The 21198-nt window shown below is 65.6% G+C and carries 18 protein-coding genes, 1 tRNA gene and 1 pseudogene; 2 read left to right on the forward strand and 18 right to left on the reverse strand.

All coding sequences use genetic code 11. From position 1 onward, the window contains the following. The 10 genes from WCY17_RS13275 to WCY17_RS13320 form a co-directional block, all read right to left on the reverse strand. Positions 1–587: tyrosine-type recombinase/integrase (locus WCY17_RS13275; RefSeq protein WP_372702669.1), on the reverse strand; the 587-nt coding region annotated here is incomplete at its 3' end. Between the two features lie 399 nt (positions 588–986). Next, positions 987–2078 carry a redox-regulated ATPase YchF gene (gene ychF / locus WCY17_RS13280; protein ID WP_372702670.1) on the reverse strand — a complete coding sequence of 364 codons (1092 nt, stop codon included), beginning with the start codon at positions 2076–2078 and terminating at the stop codon, positions 987–989. Positions 2079–2203: 125 nt separating this feature from the next. Next, entirely contained in the window at positions 2204–2992 is a 789-nt protein-coding gene (locus WCY17_RS13285) for a type II CAAX prenyl endopeptidase Rce1 family protein (RefSeq protein WP_372702671.1), read from the reverse strand. A 5-nt stretch (positions 2993–2997) separates the two neighbouring features. Next, positions 2998–3597 carry an aminoacyl-tRNA hydrolase gene (gene pth, locus WCY17_RS13290; RefSeq protein ID WP_372702672.1) on the reverse strand — a complete coding sequence of 200 codons (600 nt, stop codon included), beginning with the start codon at positions 3595–3597 and terminating at the stop codon, positions 2998–3000. Positions 3598–3699: 102 nt separating this feature from the next. Continuing rightward, the gene (locus WCY17_RS13295) at positions 3700–4314 is read right to left on the reverse strand and encodes a 50S ribosomal protein L25/general stress protein Ctc (RefSeq protein WP_372702673.1); all 615 of its coding nucleotides are present in this window, start codon (positions 4312–4314) and stop codon (positions 3700–3702) included. A gap of 96 nt (positions 4315–4410) precedes the next feature. Further along, positions 4411–5361: a ribose-phosphate pyrophosphokinase gene (locus tag WCY17_RS13300; RefSeq protein ID WP_372702674.1), complete on the reverse strand. Its 951-nt coding sequence runs from the start codon at positions 5359–5361 to the stop codon at positions 4411–4413. Positions 5362–5463: 102 nt separating this feature from the next. Then, positions 5464–5540: transfer RNA gene (locus WCY17_RS13305), tRNA-Gln, on the reverse strand. Between the two features lie 3 nt (positions 5541–5543). Continuing rightward, on the reverse strand, positions 5544–6431 hold the full coding sequence (ispE, locus tag WCY17_RS13310) for a 4-(cytidine 5'-diphospho)-2-C-methyl-D-erythritol kinase (protein ID WP_372702675.1): 888 nt from the start codon (positions 6429–6431) through the stop codon (positions 5544–5546). Between the two features lie 5 nt (positions 6432–6436). Then, positions 6437–7012 (reverse strand): outer membrane lipoprotein LolB, encoded by a 576-nt coding sequence (locus tag WCY17_RS13315; RefSeq protein ID WP_372702676.1) that lies wholly within the window; start codon positions 7010–7012, stop codon positions 6437–6439. Continuing rightward, the gene (locus WCY17_RS13320) at positions 7009–8784 is read right to left on the reverse strand and encodes a tetratricopeptide repeat protein (protein ID WP_372702677.1); all 1776 of its coding nucleotides are present in this window, start codon (positions 8782–8784) and stop codon (positions 7009–7011) included. Before WCY17_RS13320 ends, WCY17_RS13315 begins: the two co-directional genes overlap by 4 nt. A gap of 85 nt (positions 8785–8869) precedes the next feature. On the opposite strand from WCY17_RS13320, the gene mutM reads away from it, so the two are divergent. Continuing rightward, positions 8870–9697 carry a bifunctional DNA-formamidopyrimidine glycosylase/DNA-(apurinic or apyrimidinic site) lyase gene (mutM, locus tag WCY17_RS13325; RefSeq protein WP_372702678.1) on the forward strand — a complete coding sequence of 276 codons (828 nt, stop codon included), beginning with the start codon at positions 8870–8872 and terminating at the stop codon, positions 9695–9697. A 131-nt stretch (positions 9698–9828) separates the two neighbouring features. Here the strand turns inward: mutM and WCY17_RS13330 are convergent, their stop codons facing one another. Further along, complete coding sequence (locus WCY17_RS13330) at positions 9829–11235, reverse strand: FAD-binding oxidoreductase (RefSeq protein WP_372702679.1); 1407 nt, start codon at positions 11233–11235, stop codon at positions 9829–9831. Positions 11236–11318: 83 nt separating this feature from the next. On the opposite strand from WCY17_RS13330, the gene WCY17_RS13335 reads away from it, so the two are divergent. After that, on the forward strand, positions 11319–12725 hold the full coding sequence (locus WCY17_RS13335; RefSeq protein ID WP_372702684.1) for a phosphomannomutase/phosphoglucomutase: 1407 nt from the start codon (positions 11319–11321) through the stop codon (positions 12723–12725). On the opposite strand, the gene WCY17_RS13340 is transcribed toward WCY17_RS13335, so the two are convergent. From WCY17_RS13340 to WCY17_RS13370, 7 genes and pseudogenes are all read right to left on the reverse strand, one after another. After that, positions 12662–13873 (reverse strand): glycosyltransferase family 4 protein, encoded by a 1212-nt coding sequence (locus tag WCY17_RS13340; protein ID WP_372702685.1) that lies wholly within the window; start codon positions 13871–13873, stop codon positions 12662–12664. The genes WCY17_RS13335 and WCY17_RS13340 overlap by 64 nt on opposite strands. Positions 13874–14083: 210 nt before the next feature. Then, positions 14084–15157 (reverse strand): annotated as a pseudogene (locus tag WCY17_RS13345) (glycosyltransferase); the annotation flags it as partial. Beyond that, complete coding sequence (locus tag WCY17_RS13350) at positions 15093–16232, reverse strand: glycosyltransferase family 4 protein (RefSeq protein WP_372702680.1); 1140 nt, start codon at positions 16230–16232, stop codon at positions 15093–15095. The pseudogene WCY17_RS13345 and the gene WCY17_RS13350, both read right to left, overlap by 65 nt. Beyond that, positions 16229–17398: a glycosyltransferase family 4 protein gene (locus tag WCY17_RS13355; protein WP_372702681.1), complete on the reverse strand. Its 1170-nt coding sequence runs from the start codon at positions 17396–17398 to the stop codon at positions 16229–16231. The genes WCY17_RS13350 and WCY17_RS13355 overlap by 4 nt, the downstream gene beginning before the upstream one ends. After that, a complete protein-coding gene (locus WCY17_RS13360; RefSeq protein ID WP_372702682.1) occupies positions 17379–18404 on the reverse strand; it encodes an SDR family oxidoreductase in 1026 nt (341 codons plus the stop codon). The genes WCY17_RS13355 and WCY17_RS13360 overlap by 20 nt, the downstream gene beginning before the upstream one ends. Before the next feature lie 7 nt (positions 18405–18411). Further along, positions 18412–19686 (reverse strand): Vi polysaccharide biosynthesis UDP-N-acetylglucosamine C-6 dehydrogenase TviB, encoded by a 1275-nt coding sequence (gene tviB / locus WCY17_RS13365; protein ID WP_372702683.1) that lies wholly within the window; start codon positions 19684–19686, stop codon positions 18412–18414. A gap of 40 nt (positions 19687–19726) precedes the next feature. Next, the gene (locus WCY17_RS13370; protein WP_372702686.1) at positions 19727–20842 is read right to left on the reverse strand and encodes a glycosyltransferase; all 1116 of its coding nucleotides are present in this window, start codon (positions 20840–20842) and stop codon (positions 19727–19729) included. Between the last annotated feature and the right edge of the window lie 356 nt (positions 20843–21198).

The following is a 21198-nucleotide window of genomic DNA, read 5'->3' on the forward strand; positions in this document are numbered from 1 at the left end:
AACAGCGTCCTTCTCTGATCCAGCAGCAGCGCCTTGTTGTACGTCGCCCGCACCTTGTTGCTTTCCACGTGGGCAAGCTGCCGCTCAATCGCATCAGGCCGGTACCCGTTCTCATTGGCCCAGGTTGAAAAGGTCGTCCGCCAGCAATGCGGCGTCGTACCCCGGCCCAGGTTCATGTCGCGCATCGCGTAGGTCAGTCGGTTAGGCGTAGTAAAGCCCTTGCCGCTCCGGTGCGGGAACAGATAGCGTCCGCCACTCGTGATGCACTGCAAATCCTTCAGCACGGCAATGGCCTGCACAGACAACGGGCTGACATGGTCACGCCGCGCTTTCATCTTCGCCGCGGGCCGACGCCACAGTGCATCCTCAAAGTCGAACTCGTCCCACTCGGCATCCGCCGCCTCCCCTGGACGGCAGGCGGTCAGCGCAATCAGCCGCAGACATAACGAAGTTTCCGGATAGCCCCTGTAGCCTCGCAAAGCCTGATAGAACGTCTGGATTTGCTCCCGCGTCATCGCCGCCCAGGCTCCGTGGGACTTGCACTCCCCCAGCAGCGGACGAATCTGTTTCACGCCGATGTCGCTCATCGGCATCCCATCGAACTTGGGCGACAGGTACTTCCTGATGCGGGACTCTTTCGTGCGATAGGAATTGAGCGCAAAGACTGGCTATGATCTCCGCCGGTAGGCTTGACCAGCAGGAACAGACCCCTGCCGTCTGAAAGTTTCCAGCCTCGGTCAGTCGGTTTGACCGACTTGATCCTGGCGTCGGTGAGTAGATTCTCGGGCATCGTTGGACTCCACCGCGGGGAGATGTACCCCCACGGTTGAACACGAGTACCCCCAACGCTACCCCCGAATTTTTCAGACCTCGATGAACAACAGGAACGCTCAGCAGACCGTATTGTTCATGCAACCCATTGATTTCAAACGGGCCAATCCGTCCACCAAGCGCTACTGAGCGCCACCGAGATCCAGCAAAAATCGTCAGACGTTGAACAGGAAATTCATCACGTCCCCATCCTTCACCACGTACTCCTTGCCCTCGGCGCGCATCTTGCCGGCCTCCTTGGCGCCGTGCTCGCCCTTGCAGGCGATGAAGTCCTCGAACGCAATGGTCTGCGCGCGGATGAAGCCGCGTTCGAAATCAGTGTGGATCACGCCTGCCGCCTGCGGGGCCGTGGCGCCCACGGGTATCGTCCAGGCACGCACTTCCTTGACCCCGGCGGTGAAATAGGTCTGCAGCCCCAGCAGTTCATAGCCCGCCCGGATGACCCGGTCCAGGCCGGGCTCGCTCATCCCCATGTCGGCCAGAAAAACCTCTTTGTCGGCATCTTCCAGATCGGCGATTTCGGCCTCGATGGCCGCGCAGACTGCGACCACCGGCGCCTGCTCGCCCGCAGCATAGCCCTGCACGGCTTGCAGATATGGATTGTTCTCGAAGCCGTCTTCCTGCACGTTGGCCACGAACATGGTGCGCTTGGCCGTGATGAACCCGTAGCCCTTGATCAAGGCCTGCTCATCGGCATCCAGCCCCAGACTGCGCACGCTGCGGCCCTGATCCAGAACCGCCTGGATGCGTTCGAACAGTGCAACCAGCCGCATGGCGGGCTTGTCGCCCGAATTGGCCAGTTTGCGGTTCTTCTGCAGGACCCGTTCGGCAATCGCCAGATCGGCCAGCGCCAGTTCGGTATTGATGACCTCGATATCGGCGATGGGATCGATGCGCCCGGCTACGTGCACCACATTCTCGTCTTCGAAGCAGCGCACCACGTGCACGATGGCATCGGTTTCACGGATGTTGGCCAGAAACTGGTTGCCCAGGCCTTCGCCCTTGGACGCACCCGCCACCAGGCCGGCAATATCCACGAACTCGACCACGGCCGGCACGACGCGCTCGGGCTTGACGATGGCCGCCAGTTGCGCCAGGCGTGCATCCGGCACTTCGACCACGCCCACGTTGGGCTCTATGGTGCAGAAGGGGTAGTTTTCGGCGGCAATGCCGGCTTTGGTCAGGGCGTTGAACAGGGTGGATTTGCCGACGTTGGGCAAGCCGACGATGCCGCATTGCAGTGCCATGGGATTCTCTGGACGGATAAAACAGGACGCCATTGTACCCGGGCCGGCTCGCGGCACAGGCGCCTGCAGCGCATGGAGCGCCCGGGCCGGTACCGGCAGGCCCCAACGGGGCCGCACCGGTCTGCTCACTGAACGGCCAGTTCAGGGAAGAAATACAGCACCAGCGCAATCAGCAGCAACGGCCCGCCGTTGAAGACCGCGTGCAGCCCGATGGCCGCACCCACCCCGCGACGCACGCGCAACCAGCCCAGGACCAACCCGGTGACCCATTGCGGCAACACCAGCAGCGGCAGCACCACCCAGCTGATTGTGGACAGCCGGAAATTGAACAGGTGCACGGCTGCAAACGCGATGGCCGCCGCGTGGAACAGGACCGGAAACCAGCGGCGGTAACGACGCCGTGCGGCCCAGGACAGGCGCCAGCCCCCTTGCCAGCGATGCCCGGAACGATACCAGCGCGGGGCCAGGATCAGCAACAGGGCGGCGCAGCCGAGCAGCGCAGAGGCAGGGGCCGGCCCCTGCACCAGGACAGCCACCATCAGGGGTACGAACCACCAGACCATGGCCGGGCGTCGCAGGGCATAGCGGAAGGTCAGCTCTTCCACGATGGGCGCCCAGACCATGGCGGTGAGCCAGGGCAGTTGGTGGATATTGAGCCTGTGCTCGGCCCCGAGCGCGGTGGCCGCCGACAGGGCCAGGGGCGCAAACACAAAAATGTTCAGCGTCCAGAGCAGGATCGCCCAGTGCAGGATGCGCCACCAGGGGGCCCCGAGCGCAAAATCCACCGGCAGGCAGGATCCGGCTGGACGGGCCCCGGTGCGTGGACCCAGCCCGGGCCGGCGCACGAAGCGCAGGAAATCGGCGATTTCCTGGCCCATCGTGGGCAAGCCGGCAGGACGCGCAAGGCCCAGCATCGTCGTCAGACCCGCGGGTGGTTGCCCTGGTGCAACTGCTCGGTGGCGCGATCGAATTCGCCATCGAGCAGACGGGGCAGGATACTGCGACAACGCTCTATGGCGTCATTGATCCCCGGCATATCGTCCTTGCGTGGGGGATGCAGCACGAACCCGATCACCTGCTGCGCCAGCCCCAGGCTGCGCGGATGGCCGATGCCCAGGCGCAGGCGCCAGAAATTCGCGGTGCCCAGGCTGGATTGAATATCGCGCAGGCCATTGTGCCCGGCGTGGCCACCCCCGAGCTTGAGCTTGGCCGCGCCAGGCAGCAGATCGAGTTCATCATGCAGCACCAGGATTTCCGCCGCTTCGAGTCTGTAGAAACGCGCCAGTGCGCCCACAGCCTGCCCCGAGCGATTCATGAAGGTGGTGGGTTTGGCCAGCAGCACCACCTGACCGGCATGGCGCGCCTTGGCCACTTCGGCAAAGAAAGGCTTTTCGACCGCGAAGCGCGCGTGCAGATCATCGGCAAAATGATCCGCCAGCCAGAAACCTGCATTGTGGCGGGTCGCTTCGTACTCGGGTCCGGGATTGCCCAACCCCACGATCAGGCGGATGGGCATCATGAACAGCCCCCAACATGCAAAGCTGACATCATACGACAAAGCCCCCGCCAGCCTGTGCCGGACGGGGGCCCGCGGTACGGTGCAATGAATCCGACGGCGAGATCACTCGGCCGCGTTTTCTTCCCCTTCTTCGGCCGCATCATCCGTGACCGTGCCCCTGGGCGGGTTGGCCTGGGCCAGTAGAGGATTGACTTCTTCGCCCTGCGGTACATACGTGACGCCACGCGGCAGGGTGATGTCCTCGAGATACACGCGCCCATTGGCCAGCAACCCCGCAAGGTCAACCACGATGTTCTGCGGCAGATTGGCGGGCAGGCAGGTGATGTTCAGTTCGGCTGGGCCGTGCATGACCACCTGGCCCGACAGCTTGACCGCCGGACAGGTGTCCGAATGAAGATAATGCACGGGCACACGCGTGGTGATCGCCTGGCGCGCATCGACGCGCTGAAAGTCGACATGCAGCACCAATGGCTTGTAGGGGTGCCATTGAACGGCGCGCACCAGCACCGGTTCGGCCTGGCCATCCAGCACCATGTCGAGGATCGATGCGTGGAATTCTTCTTTGTTGAGCGCGTGGTAAATCTGGTTGTGATCGAGTTCGATATTGGCCGGGGCCGAAGTGCCCCCATAGACAATGGCGGGTACCCGACCGGCGCGGCGCAGGCGGCGGCTCGCACTCGAACCCTGAACGCTACGCGAAGTGGCGGTGAATTTCATGAAAGACTCCAAAAAGGGGGCCATGCCCCCATGACGACAGCGCAGCCACTGGCTGCAGGACGCCTCTTGCCGCGACCAGCAAGAGGCGGAAATTGATCAATCGGCAAACAGCGAACTGACCGACTCGGCCGTGGAAATGCGCAAAATGGTTTCCCCCAGCAGTGACGCACACGACAATTGACGGATCTTGCTGCAATTGCGCGCTGCTTCGGCCAGCGGGATGGTATCGGTGACCACGACCTCGTCGAGCTCGGAATCGCGGATGCGGGCCACGGCATCCCCCGAGAGCACCGGGTGCGTGCAATAGGCGTAGACCGAGCCCGCGCCCCGCTCTTTCAGGGCCGAGGCGGCCTTGCACAGGGTGCCGGCCGTATCGACCATGTCATCCATGATCAGGCACGTGCGGCCATTGACATCGCCAATGATGTTCATGACCTCGGATACATTGGCACGCGGGCGGCGCTTGTCTATGATGGCCAGATCCGACTCGAGCTGCTTGGCCAGGGCACGCGCCCGCACGACACCACCGATATCGGGGGACACCACCACCAGGTTCTCGAAGTGCCGGCCCCAGATATCCCCCAGCAGGATGGGCCCGGCATAGATGTTGTCGACCGGGATATCGAAGAACCCCTGGATCTGGTCGGCATGCAGGTCCATCGTGAGGACCCGGTCGACCCCGACCACCTGCAGCATGTTGGCGACCACCTTGGCCGAAATCGACACCCGCGCCGAACGCGGCCTGCGATCCTGGCGGGCATAGCCGAAATAGGGGATGGCCGCCGTGATGTTGCGCGCCGACGCACGCCGCAAGGCATCGACCATGACCATGATTTCCATGAGATTGTCATTGGTGGGTGCGCACGTGGGCTGCAGCACGAAAACGTCTTTGCCGCGCACGTTTTCGTTGATCTCGACCATGACCTCGCCGTCGGAGAAACGGCCGACCGTCATCTTGCCCAGCGACATGTCGAGGTGATTCACGACATCGACCGCCAGGCGCGGGTTTGCGGTGCCGGTGAAAATCATGAATCGGTCTTGTGGCATGCTGTTGCACCAAAGTGTCAAATGACAAGGCTGTTGATTCCTGCCCCTTTTCGGGGCTGATTCAACAGCCTGGAAAATTCTGCCCGCAACGAATGAAATGAGTGGCTGGGGAAGAAGGATTCGAACCTTCGCATGCCGGAATCAAAATCCGGTGCCTTAACCAACTTGGCTATTCCCCAATTTCAGTCAACCCAGCCCCGCAGGGGGTGGTCTTGAAGACCCCGGCAAACCCGGGACTGGAAGACCGCCCGACCGGGCCTTATTTTACTGATAATTTGATCATGCTGCATCTGCGCCGTGGCAAGGTCCGTATATTCAGCAAACAGACCGGAACCCGACCCCGTCATGCGAAAATGCCCGCCCGCCGCCTGCAGGGCCTGATGCAGGCCGCACCATTGTGGATACCGCCTGATGACCACGGCCTGAAGATCATTGCAGCCATAAAGGCCGCTGTTCCCTTCAAGCCACTCAGTAAAGTCCGAAATTCTTACCGATTCTGTATTTCTTGTCAAATCAGGGTCGGAAAAAATGTCGGCGGTGGCAATCGGCATGGCAGGCATCACCAGGCCATAGGCCCGCTGCGGCAACAGAAGCGGGCTCAGGTCGGCGCCGATTCCTTCGGCAAATGCGCACTGGCCCAGGATGAACACCGGGACGTCGGCCCCCAGTGCGAGCGCCAGGCGCATCAGTTCGGAACGGCGCAGGCCGGTGCCCCACAAGCGGTTCAGCGCCAGCAGCGTGCTGGCGGCATCGCTGGACCCCCCGCCCAGCCCGGCCCCGGCCGGGATCTGCTTGCGGCACGCGATACGGGCGCCGTAGGACGTGCCTGTAGCCTGCTGCAGGGCCCGGGCAGCCCGTACCACCAGATCCTCTTCTGCCGCCAGCCCCGGCAGGGTTTCTTCTGCGCGCAGGATACGGCGGTCTTCGAGACGTTCGAAGTCCAGCGTATCGCAAAAGTCCACGAACCGGAATACCGTCTGCAGCAAATGGTAGCCATCCGCACGCCGGCCGACCACATGCAGAAACAGGTTCAGCTTGGCGGGCGCGGGAACATCGTGCAGAACGCGCATCGCCCTCACCTGGCGAGAGGCGCAGGGTCGTCGACGATCAGCTGCAACTGCCAGCGGCCCTGGGCATCTTCACGCAACAGGCGGATGCGCCGCGGCCCCTGGGCATCCCACTGGCCCAGGCGCACCTGCCAGCCCTGCTGCACGAAGGCCTCGGGACGGCCTTGCGCGTCGGCCTGCAGGCCCTGCACGGGCTGCCCGTCCACAGCCTGGCCACGGACCCAGTCGCGCAGGCCGGCCACCGGCATGGGATGCCCCCAGACCCTGGCGATCAGGCCATCCGCATCAGTGGCCCGGTCAAGCTGGCCGTCTGCCTGCTCGAGCGTGGCATGGCCGGGATCGACCTGAACGCGCGCGAGCACATTGCCCAGCGGTGTGGACAGGTCGAGTATCAGACGCTGACCATCGTCACGCCAGGCATAGCCACCCTGCACGGCCTGCGCCGGCCCGTCAGCGGGCTGCAGGGTGACGGCAAACCGCCCCACCCGCTCGAACGCGGGCGCCTGCCCGCCGATGCGCGAGGGCGCCGCGCACGCCACCAGGGCCAGCAACAGGCCGCACGTCAACAGCCAGCGCAGCATCATGGCCGAGGCACCTTCAAGCGCTTGAGGGTATCGAGGATGGCCGGTGAGTCGGGTTCACGCCGCAGAGCCCCCGACCAGACGTCACGGGCCTCATCCTGGCGCCCGAGCAGCCACAGGACTTCGCCCAGATGGGCTGCCACGTCGGCGGCCGGCATCTGCGCATAGGATCGGTGCAGGTATTCGAGCGCACCCTGGTAATCCTCGATGCGATACAGGTACCAGCCCACGCTGTCGAGAATGAAGGGGCTGTCGGGATCCAGATCGAGGGCGCGCTCGAGCAGATCGCGGGCCTCGTCCAGATCGCGGTTCTGTTCGACCAGGGTGTAGCCCAGCGAGTTGAATGCATTGGCATTGTCCGGGTCGAGTTCGATGATGCGGCGCATCAAGACCTCGAATTCATCGACCTTGCCCTGATGCAGCAACGTCATGCCCAGATCGTATTTGATTTCCGGCGTATCGGGCATTTCGAGATCGGCCGCCTTGAGCAGTTCGACTGCCTGATCGGTACGCCCTGCATCTTTGTAGATGGCCGCAAGCGTCAGGCGGATCGTGGCGCGCTCACGCCGGTCTTCGGGTTCGATGGCCTCCAGCGTGGCCCTGGCCTGCGCCAGATCGCCCAGCTTGCCATACAGCACCGCCTCATGGGTACGCGCCTGAAAGGTGAGCGCCGGGTCGTCGATCAGGCGCAACTGGCGGATGGCCTCGCGATGATCATTCTCACGCTCGGCCATGCGCACCAGCAGCAGGCGCGCATCGGCCACATCGGCCTGCGCATTGGTCGCACGATCATCGAGCGCCCTGCGCCTTTGCTGCTGGATGGCGATGTACTGATCCAGCAGCACGCGCGCCTGTGCATAGCGCTCGGCGCGTGCATTGACCTCGGCCTCGGTGTACAGCAGGTCGAAGTCTTCGGGCGCCTGCCGGCGCATGCGTGCCAGCAGGGCCAGCGCATCGTCGAACCGGCCCTGGCTGGTCAGGCGGCTGACCAGCAGCAACTCGAGGCCACGCTGGCCGGGGTGTTCGTCGATGAAGGCCCGTGTTTCACGGATCACACTCTCGGGCTCGAGGCGCAGGCCATATTCGAGCACGCGCTGGGCTGCATCCTGAGAATCCGGGTCGAGCTGCTGCCCACGGCGGGCTTCTTTCAGGGCGCGCGCATTCTCGCCGGCGGCCCAGGCCGCATCGGCCAGCGCCAGACGAGCCAGACTGGAGCTGCCCACCACATCGACCAGGGCCTTGTCCAGAACGTCCAGCGCCAGACGCTTGTCGGTCATGCGGGCCACGATCCCCGCCGCCTGCACGATGGCCTGATCACGGTCATCCGCTGCAGCGATGCGGCGGGCCAGCGTGCGCGCCAGGCCATCGGTCTGCCCGCTGGATGCCGACAGGGCGAGCGAGGCGGCCACGGCCTCGGGATTGTCCGGATCGAGGGTGGCCCACTGGTGCGCCGCGCGCAGGGCCAGGGCCAGGTTATGCCCTGACATGGCCATCTGGAATGAGCGCAGCGCAAGGCGTGAATCCAGCGTGTCGCGTGACAGGGCCAGCAGTTCTTGGGCGGCGTCATCGTACAGACCGTGCTGCGCCGAGAATTCGGCCACCAGAAGCCGATACAGCAGCTCGGGCGTAAGCGGCACGAGGGGCGGTTCGCCCTGGCGCATCTGGATGGCGTCTTCTTTCGTCTGTGTGTCCGTATCGGACGATGCAGCCCACGCCCCCGTGTGTGCAGCGCCCAGCGCAAGCAGCACAGCCAGAACGAAAATGGGGAGTCTCATGGGCTGAACCAGAGCCGCGACGCGAACACATTGCGCGTCTGGTGGCAAAATTGCATCATAGAAAGAGGATGTTATCACCCCTGCCATGCCCGAACTGCCAGAAGTTGAAACGACACGTCGTGGAATCGCCACGTTCATGCCCGGACGGATCCTGCGTGAGCTGGTGATCCACGAGCCCCGCCTGCGCTGGCCCGTGCCAGCCGGACTGCCCGCCCGGCTGCAGGGCCAGACGGTACGGGCCTGCGAACGGCGTGGCAAATACCTGCTCATCCGTTTCGATGGCGGCACGCAGATCGTGCACCTGGGCATGTCGGGCTCCCTGCGCCGCGTGCCCATGCAGGCGCCGCTGCGCAAACACGACCACGTCGAATGGCGTTTCGATGATGGACGCTTCCTGCTGCACGATCCGCGCCGCTTCGGTGCCGTCCTCTGGCACCCGGACACGGACGGCCCATTGCTGGCCCACCCCCTGCTGGCCGGGCTGGGCATCGAGCCATTCGACCCCGGGTTCACGCCCGAGTGGCTGCATGGCCAGTTGCAGGGGCGCAGGCAGGCCATCAAACCACTGCTGCTGGCCGGCCGCATCGTGGTGGGCGTGGGCAACATCTATGCATCGGAAGCGCTGTTTCAGGCCGGCATCGATCCACGCCTGTCTGCAGGGCAAATTTCACGACCCCGCTGTGCACGGCTGCATGAGGCCATCCTGAGCACACTGGCGCAGGCACTCGAAGCAGGCGGCAGCACCCTGCGTGACTACGTGGATCCACAGGGCGCGCCAGGCGCATATTTCAGCCTGCATGCAGCAGTCTATGAGCGCGATGGCCAGCCCTGCCCCCGGTGTGCCACCCTGATACGGCGCCTGGTACAAGGCCAGCGGGCCACGTATTTCTGCCCGCACTGCCAGAAGCGCTGAAGGAGCCTGCGCCGGGGTGAGCCTGCACTGGGGTGAACCTGCATCCAGGGTGAACCTGCCTCGAGGGACCTGCGCCGGGATGGGGCTGATTTACCCGTTCCAGCCGTTCCCCGGCTGATGCGCCGGTTGGCTCAGGCCAGCACCTTGCCGGGATTCATGAGGCCCTGCGGATCGAGCGCCGACTTGAGGCGGTGCATCAGGACCATCTCGACCGGATCCTTGTAGCGCGGCAGCGCATCGCGCTTGAGCTGGCCCACGCCGTGTTCGGCACTGATGGACCCGCCCACCGCATGCACCCGATCGTGCACCAGCTGATAGACGGCTTCCTGTTGCGCCAGCAGGCGGTCGGCATCCCAGCCGACCCCCGGTGCCACGTTGTAATGCAGGTTGCCATCGCCCAGATGGCCGAAAATCACATGTCGGATACCCGGAAACGCCGCCTGAAGGGCCGCGTTGGTGTGTTCGACGAACTCGGCCATGCGCGACACCGAAACAGAAATATCATGCTTGATGCTCTTGCCTTTTTCTTTTTCGGCCAGCGGAATGCTTTCACGCAGGTGCCAGAGCGCCTGGCTCTGTGCCACGGACTCGGCAATCGCCGCATCCTGCACCAGCCCGGCTTCGATGGCCTCGCCGATCACGTGCTCGAAACGTTCGCGGGCGTGGGCTTCGGATTCGCTGTCCGAGAGCTCGAGCAGAGCATACCAGGGAGCAGAAGGGTTGGCGAAGGGCAAACGCTGCTGCGGGAACGCGCGAACCACGTCCAGCAGACACGGCGCAGCCATGAGCTCGAAGCCCGTCAGCGAGGCGCCCAGGCCGGCACGCGCCAGCCCCAGTACGCCGATGGCGGCCCCGATGGACCCCAGGGCCAGCAGCGCAGTGCAGCGAGCGACTGGCTGGGGGAACAGCTTGAGGGTGGCTGCCGTGATCACCCCCAGGGTGCCTTCGCTGCCGATGTAGAGGTCGCGCAGACTGTAACCCGTGTTGTCCTTGCGCAGCCCGCGCAGGCCATGCCAGATCTCGCCCTGGGGGGTGACCACCTCGAGGCCCAGGGTGAGTTCACGCATGTTGCCATAGCGCAGCACCTGGGTGCCGCCCGCATTGGTTGCCAGATTGCCGCCTATGGTACAGCTGCCCTCGGCAGCCAGGCTGAGCGGAAACAGCCGGCCCGCTTCATCGGCCGCTTGCTGCACCGCCTGCAGGATGCAGCCCGCTTCGGCCACCAGGGTATCGTTGTCGGTATCCACATGGCGGATCTGGTTCAGGCGCTGCAGGGAAAGAATCACGGCCTGCCCCGAACCATCGGGGGTCGCCGCACCGCACAAGCCGGTATTGCCCCCCTGCGGGACGACAGGCAGGCCTGCCTGGGCACACAGGCGCACCACGCTGGCGACTTCGGCCGTGCTGGCCGGGCGCACCACGGCCAGCGACCGGCCACGATAGCGTTCGCGCCAGTCTGTTTCGAACGGCTGCGCATCCGCCCCTGTAAGGACGTGTGTGACACCCACCACCGCGCGCAACGCTTGCAAATGATCCATGACGGCCAACCCCGTTCCAGCAATCCGTGACAATCCGCTATTGTAATCAGCGATAATCCATTCGGTACATTCACCCCTTCGTGATGGAGTTCCTTTTGAACCTGCCCCTTTCCCTGCCATCCAGTGTGTTCAAGGCCTACGACATTCGCGGCACGGTACCCGACCCCCTGAACGCCGGGTTCGCCCGACTGCTGGGGCTGGCCCTGGCAGAACGGGCACGGGCGCAAGGGGTGCGCAGCATGGCGGTGGGCCACGACGGCCGCCTGTCCAGCCCCGATCTCGCGCAGGCCCTCCAGGAAGGCCTGCGCGAGGGCGGGCTGGATACGATCGACCTGGGTCTGGTGCACACACCGCTGGTGTACTTCGCGGCCCACCACAGCGGCAGTGGTTCCGGGGTGGCCGTCACGGGCAGCCACAACCCGCCTGACTACAATGGTTTCAAGATGATGCTCGGCGGGCGTACCCTGTACGGTGCAGACATCCACGCACTGCGCGAGTCCATGCAGCATGTCCGCCCCCCTGCGGGTGTGTCCCGGGGCCGCACGCGGCATCAGGCGCTGGTCGACACCTATATCCAGACCATACGCGGGCAAGTGCACCTGGCCCGCCCCATGAAGATCGCCATCGACTGCGGCAACGGTGTCGGGGGCGTGGCCGCCACGCGCCTGTACCAGGCACTGGGCTGCTCGGTGGATGAACTCTACACCGAAGTGGACGGCCTGTTCCCCAACCACCATCCGGATCCGGCCGATCCAGCCAACCTGCAGGACCTGATCACCCATGTCCAGGCATCGGGCTGCGAACTGGGTCTGGCCTTCGATGGCGATGCCGACCGCCTCGGCGTGGTCACCCGTTCGGGGCAGATCATCTGGCCAGACCGGCAGATGATCCTGTTTGCGCGCGACATCCTCGAGCGGCGGCCGGGCGCCGAAATCCTGTTCGACGTGAAATGCAGCCGCCACCTGGGCGCCGCCATCCGTGCCGCGGACGGCACGCCGCTGATGTCGCAGACCGGGCACTCGCTGATCAAGGCCCGTCTGGCGGAAACCGGCGCGCCACTGGCCGGCGAGATGAGTGGCCATATTTTCTTCAACGACCACTGGTTCGGCTTTGACGATGGTCTCTATGCCGGCGCCCGCCTGCTCGAGATCCTCTCGCGCAGCCCCGACCCCAGTGCCGTGCTCGACGCCCTGCCCCAGGGCCTGGCAACCCCCGAACTCAAGTTGCCCATGGCCGAGGGCGAGCCCCACGCGCTCGTACGGCGCCTGCAGGCCGAGGGGCAGTTCCCGACCGCGACCGAGCGCATCACGATCGATGGCATCCGTGTCGAATATGCCGACGGCTTCGGTCTCGCTCGGGCATCGAACACCACGCCGGTGGTGGTGTTGCGCTTCGAGGGCGATACCCCCGGCGCGCTGGCACGCATTCAATCGGAATTTCGCGCGGCCCTGGGTGCCGTGCTGCCTGCCGGGCACGCACTGCCCTTCTGAACGGGCACGACGCCCAGATCGGCATAGACCGCCAGATGCGCCTGCACGATGCGTTCCAGGCCAAAATCCCGTTCGGCCAGGGCGCGCCCGGCGGCGCCCATGCGTACGCGCAGGGCCGCATCGCCCGCCAGTCTGTGCAAGGCCCCCGCCAGGGCCGATGCATCCCTGGCAGGCACCAGCAGGCCACTGACGCCCGGTTCGATGGCATCCCGGCAGCCGGGCACATCGGTGGTCACCACCGGCCGACCGGCTGCCGCAGCCTCGATCAGTGACTTGGGCAGGCCTTCACGGTAGGACGGCAGCACGACGATATGCGCCTGGGCGTACAGGGCCGCCACATCCGTGCATTCGCCGACGTAATCGAGCCAGCCGTCGTCCTGCCAGCCCTGCAGCGTCGAGGCATCGATCGAGGCCGGATTTTCCGGATCGGGGCTGCCCGCCAGGCGGCAGCGCACGGGGCTGCCCTGCTGGCGCAGAATGCGCGCGGCTTCGGCAAACTCGACCACGCCCTTGTCACGCAGCAGCCGTGCCGCCATCACGGCCGTGACGGGCTGCGCAGGCCAGGGGCGCGGCCTGAAGGCCTGCAGATCCACGCCCGAGCCGCGCATCATGACGACCTGTGCGGCACGCAGCGCCCCGGCCCGCAGCAGCACGTCGCGATCCGCGGGGTTCTGGAATATGACCCGGCTGTGCCGGTGTCCCAGCGCCAGACGATACAACACCAGCGCCAGATGGCGCTGCCAGCCACGCCGCCAGCCCGGCCCGGGTATGAACACATAGCCCAGCCCGGAGATGGCCGCCACAAAAGCCGGCACCCCCATGAGGCGCGACATGATGCCGCCATACAGCACAGACTTGAGCGTGACGGCGTGCACCAGGGCAGGCTGCAGCGTGCGCAACAGACGACCCAGCGCCCACAGGCTGCGCCATTCGGCCCAGGGTCGCATGCCGGTACGCGACAACGGCAGCACGTGATGCACGAAACCCAGTGCCTTCAGGCGCGCCCCCTCGGGGCCTGCCATCGACGCCACATGCACCTCGTAGCCCGCCTGGCGCGCCGCCTCGGCCACAGGCAGGCGATGCGAGATGAAAAAGGCCGGATTGGTGATGAAAAAAAGAAGCCGGGGCGCAAATGGAGCGCCTGGCACCGGGTACGCACCGTGATCCGCGGCCTGGGCGTCGGCCTCGCGCCACCCTGACCGACCCCGGGCAAGAGGATTCTGGGCAAGACGCCGCCACAAGGCGTCATAGCGGTCCACCATCGCCTGCAGCCCATAGCGCTGCGCCACCGACTCACGCGCGGCGGTCTGGCGCGCCGCCCAGCCCGGTGCGCGCACGGCCCTGACCGCAGCCTGCATGGCCTGCGCCAATGCCGCGGGATCCTGCGCAGCCACCACCCAGCCATGCTGCGCCACGATTTCTGCGGCATCGCCCACGTCGGTCACCACCGCTGCCGCGCCGCAGGCCATGGCCTCGCAGACCACATTGGGAAAACCCTCGGCCTTGCTGGCCAGCACGTGTACGTCGATCGCGGCCATCCAGTGCGGCACATCATCGCGCCGCCCCAGAAGCACCAGTTGCTGCAGCACCCCGAGATCGCGCGCCATCGCCAGCAGTCCGGCGTTGTCCGGCGACATGCCCAGCCCGACCAGCACGCAGCGCAGCCGCAGGCCGTGATGCTGGCACAGCGCCAGGGCGGCCAGCAGATTGGCGTGGTCCTTGAGCGGATTCCAGCGGGCCACGCAACCCAGAAGCACCTCATCCTCGGCCACGCCCAGCGAAGCCCGCAGACGGCCCCTGCTGACAGGATCAGGCTGCCAGCGCCGCAGATCATAGCCGTTGGGGATCACGACCAGCCGATCAGTACGATAGCCCAGCGCACGATGCACCACGGCCGCCCGATGCGCACAGGCCACGATGGCGGCCGGCACCATGCCGGAGACACGCGCGCACCACCACGCCGCCCGCCGCGACGAGCGGCTGCTCTCGGCCAGGTGCTCGCCCGAATTGCGCAGCCCCCAGGATACGGCACGCACGCCGGCCAGACGCGCAATCAGCCCCCCGAGCAAGTCCGCATGATACATCCAGGTCTGGACCACATCGGGCCGCTGCCTGCGCAGCAGGCGGTACAGGCGCCAGAGCCCGCGCAGGGAGCCTGCCACGCCCCGCATCTCTAGATCGATCACCTCGATGCCCGCCGCCTGCAGGCTCGGCCCGATGACCCCGAAGCCACGCATGGAAACCACCTGATGCCGGACGCGGTCCCGATCCGCCGTGACCAGGCGCTGCAGCACGGTTTCCGCGCCCCCGTGCAGAAGCCCCGAGATGACGTGCAATACGTGCAGCCGCGCGGTCTGGCTGGATACATCATTCATGCGCGGCACCCGTCGAAGGATCGGCAGCGCCCGATGACCAGGCAAGGCCCAGCGCATCCCAACGGGCCAGAATGGCCTCCAGTCCGTAACGCGACCGTACCGAGACCGCGCCCGCGCGGCCACGCGCTGCCCGGTCCTGCGGGCTGGCCGACAGCAGTTCACCCAGCGCACGCGCCCAGGCCCGCTCGTCATCCGGGGGCACCAGCAGCGCATCGCGCCCCTGGCGTGTCATATCGGCCGGCCCGGATGGACAATCGGTGGCCACGCAGGGCAGCCCCAGCGCCATGGCCTCGAGCAGGGCATTCGGAAACCCTTCGACGCGCGAGCAATGGATGAACACATGGGCCTGCAGCAATGCAGGCCAGAGCTGACGGGTATGCCCAGGCAGCCGGATGCGCGCCTGCAGGCCCAGCGCATGCACCCGCGCCTGGCAGGCCTCGCGCTGCGGACCATCGCCCCAGATCACCAGATCCCACCGGGGATTCGTGGGCGCAAGACGGGCAAACACCTCGATCAGCCGATCGAATTGCTTGACCGGCTGGAAGCGGCCGGCCGCCACCAGAACGAGCCGATCCCCGGCCGGTTCGGCGTGGCGTGAAGGCGGCAGCTCGGGCGGCAGCGGGTTGGCAATCACCACGCTGTGGCGCACCGCGGGGGCCACCTGGATCAGGTGCCGGCGCGCGGTCTCCGTCTGTACCACGACGCGTGCCGCCCAGGGGTACGTGAACCGGCGCAGGACACGCAGCACGCGGCCCGCAGCCCACCCGTGCAGGGGATCGGAACGCTCGCTCACCACCACCGGGACATCCAGCCCCCGGGTGGCCAGCAGCGCCATCACATTGACATTGGTGAGGAATGAAAGAACGCGATCCGGCCGGTACGCCTGAACCAACCGCCGCAAGGCCCACAGCTTGACGAGCGGCCGCAGCATGCCGGGGCTCGCAGGCATCCGATCGGCCAGCCACTCGACCCGTACACGGGGATCCAGCACCTGCATATTGCGCCCGCGCCCGGAAAAACAGCAGACCAGATGCACGTCAACCCCATTGCGCACCCAGGCGCTGGCCAGCGTGGCGGCCACACGCTCGGCACCGCCGCCATGCAGCGAGCTGAGCAGGAACAGCAATTTCATGGCAGCGGCGCCGTGTTCATGGCCGTTGCGTCGACTGCTGCGCGACGCCGGCCAGGAAGAAGCGCGTCCCAGAGCACCATGATCCTGTCCTGCCCGAACCGCTGCAGCACTTCAGGCGCCCGGTGAGCCAGACGCGCCCTCAGGGCTGGATCGGCCATCAGCCGGCCCAGCGCGGCCGCCAGCGCGGCGGGATCCTGCAGCTCGCGCACCAGAACGCCGTCCACATCGGCGCGGATGATGTCCGACGGCCCCGTTTCGCAGTCGAAAGCCACACACGGCAAGCCCGACGCCATGGCCTCCAGCAGGGTGTTGGGCAGCCCTTCGGTGCGCGAACTGAGCACATACAGACTGCTGGCCCGATACCAGTCGGCCACATTGCCCACGCGCCCCGGCAGCTGGATCCTGTGATCCAGCCCCAGTTGGCTGCGCAACGCCTCGAGCGCCGGGCGCTCGGGGCCCTCGCCCAGAATGACCAGATCCCAGTGTGGCTGTGCTTCGGCCAGCCGCGCAAAGGCCCGGATCAGGCAATCGAAGCCTTTCACGGCATGCAGGCGACCCACGGCCAGCACGATGGACCGCGGGCCAGGCGCCGGGGCAGGACGCACCGGCTCGCCGCCCGGTATCGGCCAGATGGCTGCATTGGGGATCACCTGCGCACGGACCCCGGGCACATGGGCATCCAGCCACTGCGCACTGCGCCGGGTCAGGGCCACGACGGCGTGCGCGCGCGGATACGCCCGGCGCCGCAGAACGACCCAGAAACGGGGCAACCGCCTGGCGGGTGGATGGCTGTGCTCGGTGGCGATGACCGGCACCCCCAACCCATGGGCCGCCAGCAGCGCAAGAATCGAAGGACGCGTCATCATGCCCACCACGACATCCGGGCGCTCTTCACGCAGCACCCGGCGCACCGCACGGTAACGCCCCAGATTGCCGATCAGCGCCTGCAGCGCGCCCCGGCTGTCGCGCGCCACGTCCAGGGCAATGCGGCGCACGCCAGCCGGCAGCGCGTAGGCATCCTGCCCGGAACCGGCCAGCGTCACCAGCGTCACGCGCCGCCCCTGGCCCAGCCACCACGCTGCCAGCTGGGCCGCCACCCGCTCTGCCCCACCCGCCCGCATGGAGTGATGGAGAATCAGCAGGTGCTCAGCGCAGGAATCGGACATACCAGGGCATGGCCGATTCGAGACCTTGCAGGATGTCGTATTGTGGGTCATATCCCAGCAGACGGCGGGCCTTGGCGATATCGGCTTGCGAATGTCGGACGTCGCCCGCACGGAAATCCGCATGCCGGGCGTCTTTCCGGTACTCGACCCCATGGCGGCCAAGCACGGTACGCAAATGCCCGAACAGTTCGTTGAGCGACGTGCGGGCATTGAACGCGACGTTGTACACCTGGTTCTGGCCCTGCGGACCGGCCAGTGCCGCCAGGAGATTGGCCTGTACCGCGTTGTCGACAAAACAGAAGTCGCGGCTGGTCTCGCCATCGCCGTTGATCACCACGGGCTGATCGAGGATCATGGCCGACACCCACTTGGGGATGACCGCCGCGTAGGCTCCATCCGGATCCTGACGGGGCCCGAAGACATTGAAATACCGCAGACCGACGGAATCCAGGCCCCAGGCCCGGAAAAAGACGTCGGCATACAGCTCGTTCACGTATTTGGTCACCGCATAGGGGGACAGGGGCCGGCCGATCCTGTCCTCGACCTTCGGCAGCCCGGGCAGATCGCCATAGGTTGAACTGGACGCGGCATAGACAAAAGACCGCACCCCGGCATCGCGCGCGGCCACCAGCATGTTCAGGTGCCCGCCGATATTGACATCGTTGGTGGTGACCGGATCCTCGAGCGAACGCGGCACCGAACCCAATGCGGCCTGATGCAGCACATGCTGTACACCCCGCGTGGCCCTGTGGCAGGTGTCCAGATCGCGGACATCGCCCTCGATGAACTGGAAACGCGCCCATTGCGCAGGGCTGACCCGGTCGCGCACCTCATCCAGATTGCGCTGGTAGCCCGTGGAGAAATCATCCAGCCCGATGACCGGTTGATCGAGCCGCAGCAGGGTTTCGAGCAGGTTCGAGCCGATGAAGCCGGCACAACCCGTGAGCAGCCAGGTGCGCGGCGCCTGCTGCAGTTGCGTTTGGATCAAATCATGGGGACAGGGCATGGAATTCTCAGAGACGCAGATCGGATTGGTGTTTGTCCAGCACATACTTCAGATCGTAAAGCACGTGCTCGGGCTTGCCCAGTGCGCGCAGGACGGCCTCGCCCATGGCCCTGAACTGTTCGTGCGCCACGGCCACGATGATGCCATCATAGGCACCCGGCTCTGGCGCAGCAATGGGCCGGATGCCGTATTCGCGCTCGGCTTCGTCCGCATCGACCCAGGGATCGTGGACATCCGTGGCGATATGGTATTCACCCAGCTCATGCACGATATCGACGACGCGGGTATTGCGCAGGTCGGGGCAGTTTTCCTTGAAGGCCAGCCCCAGCACCAGTACGTGCGAACCCTGCACCTGGATGCGCCGCTTGGTCATCGCCTTCACCAGTTGAGCGGCCACGTAGCCGCCCATTGAATCGTTCAGCCGGCGCCCGGCCAGGATGATCTCCGGGTGATAGCCGATCGACTGGGCCTTGTGGGTCAGATAGTATGGATCGACCCCGATGCAGTGCCCGCCCACCAGGCCCGGGCGAAACGGCAGGAAATTCCATTTTGTGCCTGCCGCCTCGAGCACTTCCTGGGTATCGATGCCCAGGCGATTGAAAATCAGGGCCAATTCGTTGATCAGGGCGATATTGACATCGCGCTGCGTGTTTTCAATCACCTTGGCCGCCTCGGCCACGCGGATGGAGGACGCCTTGTGCGTACCCGCGGTGATGATTTCACGATACAGGGCATCGACCAGATCGGCAATTTCGGGGGTGGAACCCGACGTCACCTTGCGTATGGTGGCCACGCGGTGCGCCTTGTCGCCCGGGTTGATGCGCTCCGGGCTGTAGCCCGCAAAGAAATCCTGATTGAATGCGAGGCCGGAGACCCGTTCGAGCACCGGCACGCAGACTTCTTCCGTGGCCCCCGGATAGACCGTGGATTCGTAGATCACCACATCCCCGCGCTTGAGCACCCGCCCGATTGTTTCGCTGGCGCGCACCAGAGGCGACAGATCGGGCTGCTTGTACTGGTCTATGGGTGTGGGCACGGTGACGACGAACACGTTGGCCCGCGCAAGCGCCCCGGGCTCGGAGGTGAATTCGAGCTGTCTTGCCTGGGCCAGCTCGGCGGCCTCGACTTCCAGCGTCGCGTCCTGGCCCGCCTGCAGTTCTGCGATGCGCTGCCGGTTGACGTCGAAGCCCAGAACCGGGCGGCACTTGCCGAATTCAACAGCCAGCGGCAGGCCCACATAGCCCAGCCCGACGACAGCCAGACGGACATCATTCAATTTCATCGCGGGCCCTCCGGAAAAAGATTGCTGCATCGGGATGATTTTAATCGCTGCGCCCGCGCCGCCCCAGCGAGGGCAGCAACAGCCAGCGCGGACGACGCCAGGTGATGAGCCTGACATACAGCCAGACATAGACAGCCGCAAAGGCCACCATGCTCAGGCCCAGGATGCGCACGTCATCCCACCACACGGTGGCCGGCACCAGACTGATCAGCGCCAGCACCCAGAGATAGGGCGATGCCATGGCATTGCACAGGGCAGGCACCGCATGGCGGCGATCACGACTGAAGGTCACCCGGACCAGACGCCGAAAGACCAGTTGGTGCAAATGCAGGGCATCGGGCTGATCGACTGGCACGCCACGCCTGAACTTGCGTCGCCAGATGGAAAACAGCGTCTCGAACACCGGGTAGAACAGCACGGCCAGGGCGTAGAATGGCGACACGCCCGGGTTGCGGACCACCAGCTGCACGGCCAGTTCAGCCAGCATGAACCCAAGAAAATAGGCCCCGCCATCACCCAGGAACACGCGCCCGAACGGAAAGTTCCAGGCCAGAAAACCCAGGGTGGCCGACGCCAGCGCGGTGGCAATCAGGAAGATGGGCACGTCCTGCACCTGCCAGGCCACCAGCGCAAGCGACAGCGCGATCAGGCTGGCGATCATGCCAGCCAGCCCGTTCATGCCATCGACGATGTTCAGGGCATGGGTACATCCGCCCACGGCCAGCATGGTGAACAACAGCGACAGCACCGGCCAGGCGGACAGCCAGCCATCCACCCAGGGCAGGCCCACGCGCGATATGCCGCCCAGCAGCCACCAGGCGATGGCAGCCGACAGAAAGGCGGCCAGCAGGCGCTTGCCGGATCCGATGTCCTTGGTGATGTCCTCGAGCAAGCCCGCCATGAACACAGGCAGCACGGCCACGAACAAGGCCGGCCACAACCAGCCCAGGGTCATGTTGCGTGGCCCAAGAACCAGCAGGCCGGCCAGGGTACCGGCCACGACGGCCAGGCCGCCCACCCGCGGCGCAGCGCGGGCATGCATGGCCTGCGGCTTGTGCAGATCGACGTCTCCGGTGTAGCGCCCATGCCAGCGCTCGGAGACGACGATCAGGCCGCCGGCCAGAAAGGCAGTGATGCTGATGATGGGCCAGCTCAGGGCGTCGGAGAATGACGAGGCAATCAAGGGATGACGGCGATGGAATGGGGTGGCGAAGGAGTCACGCTGGAATCACAATGGAACCAGTCCGAACCCCGATTATCGTTCATCTGCAGCAAGACCGCCTGCCATCGGCCTGCAGCGCACCCCCGGGGAAGGCAGACCGGCGTCTACGACAGAGCGGACCTGCGCCCCCGGCTGCCGGGTTGCGGCCCACCGCCGCCAGAGCCCGAAATCGGCATAGGGGGCAGTTCTTATGAACTGCACCCCTGCCACACCACCCGGCATGCGGGTCCGCACCGGGCGGTTCGAGAAGTTGAGGTTATGAGAGTCTGGGAAGGCCTAGCTTGTCGAAG

It is taken from the genome of Castellaniella sp., assembly GCF_041677825.1.
GTDB lineage: Bacteria > Pseudomonadota > Gammaproteobacteria > Burkholderiales > Burkholderiaceae_B > Castellaniella.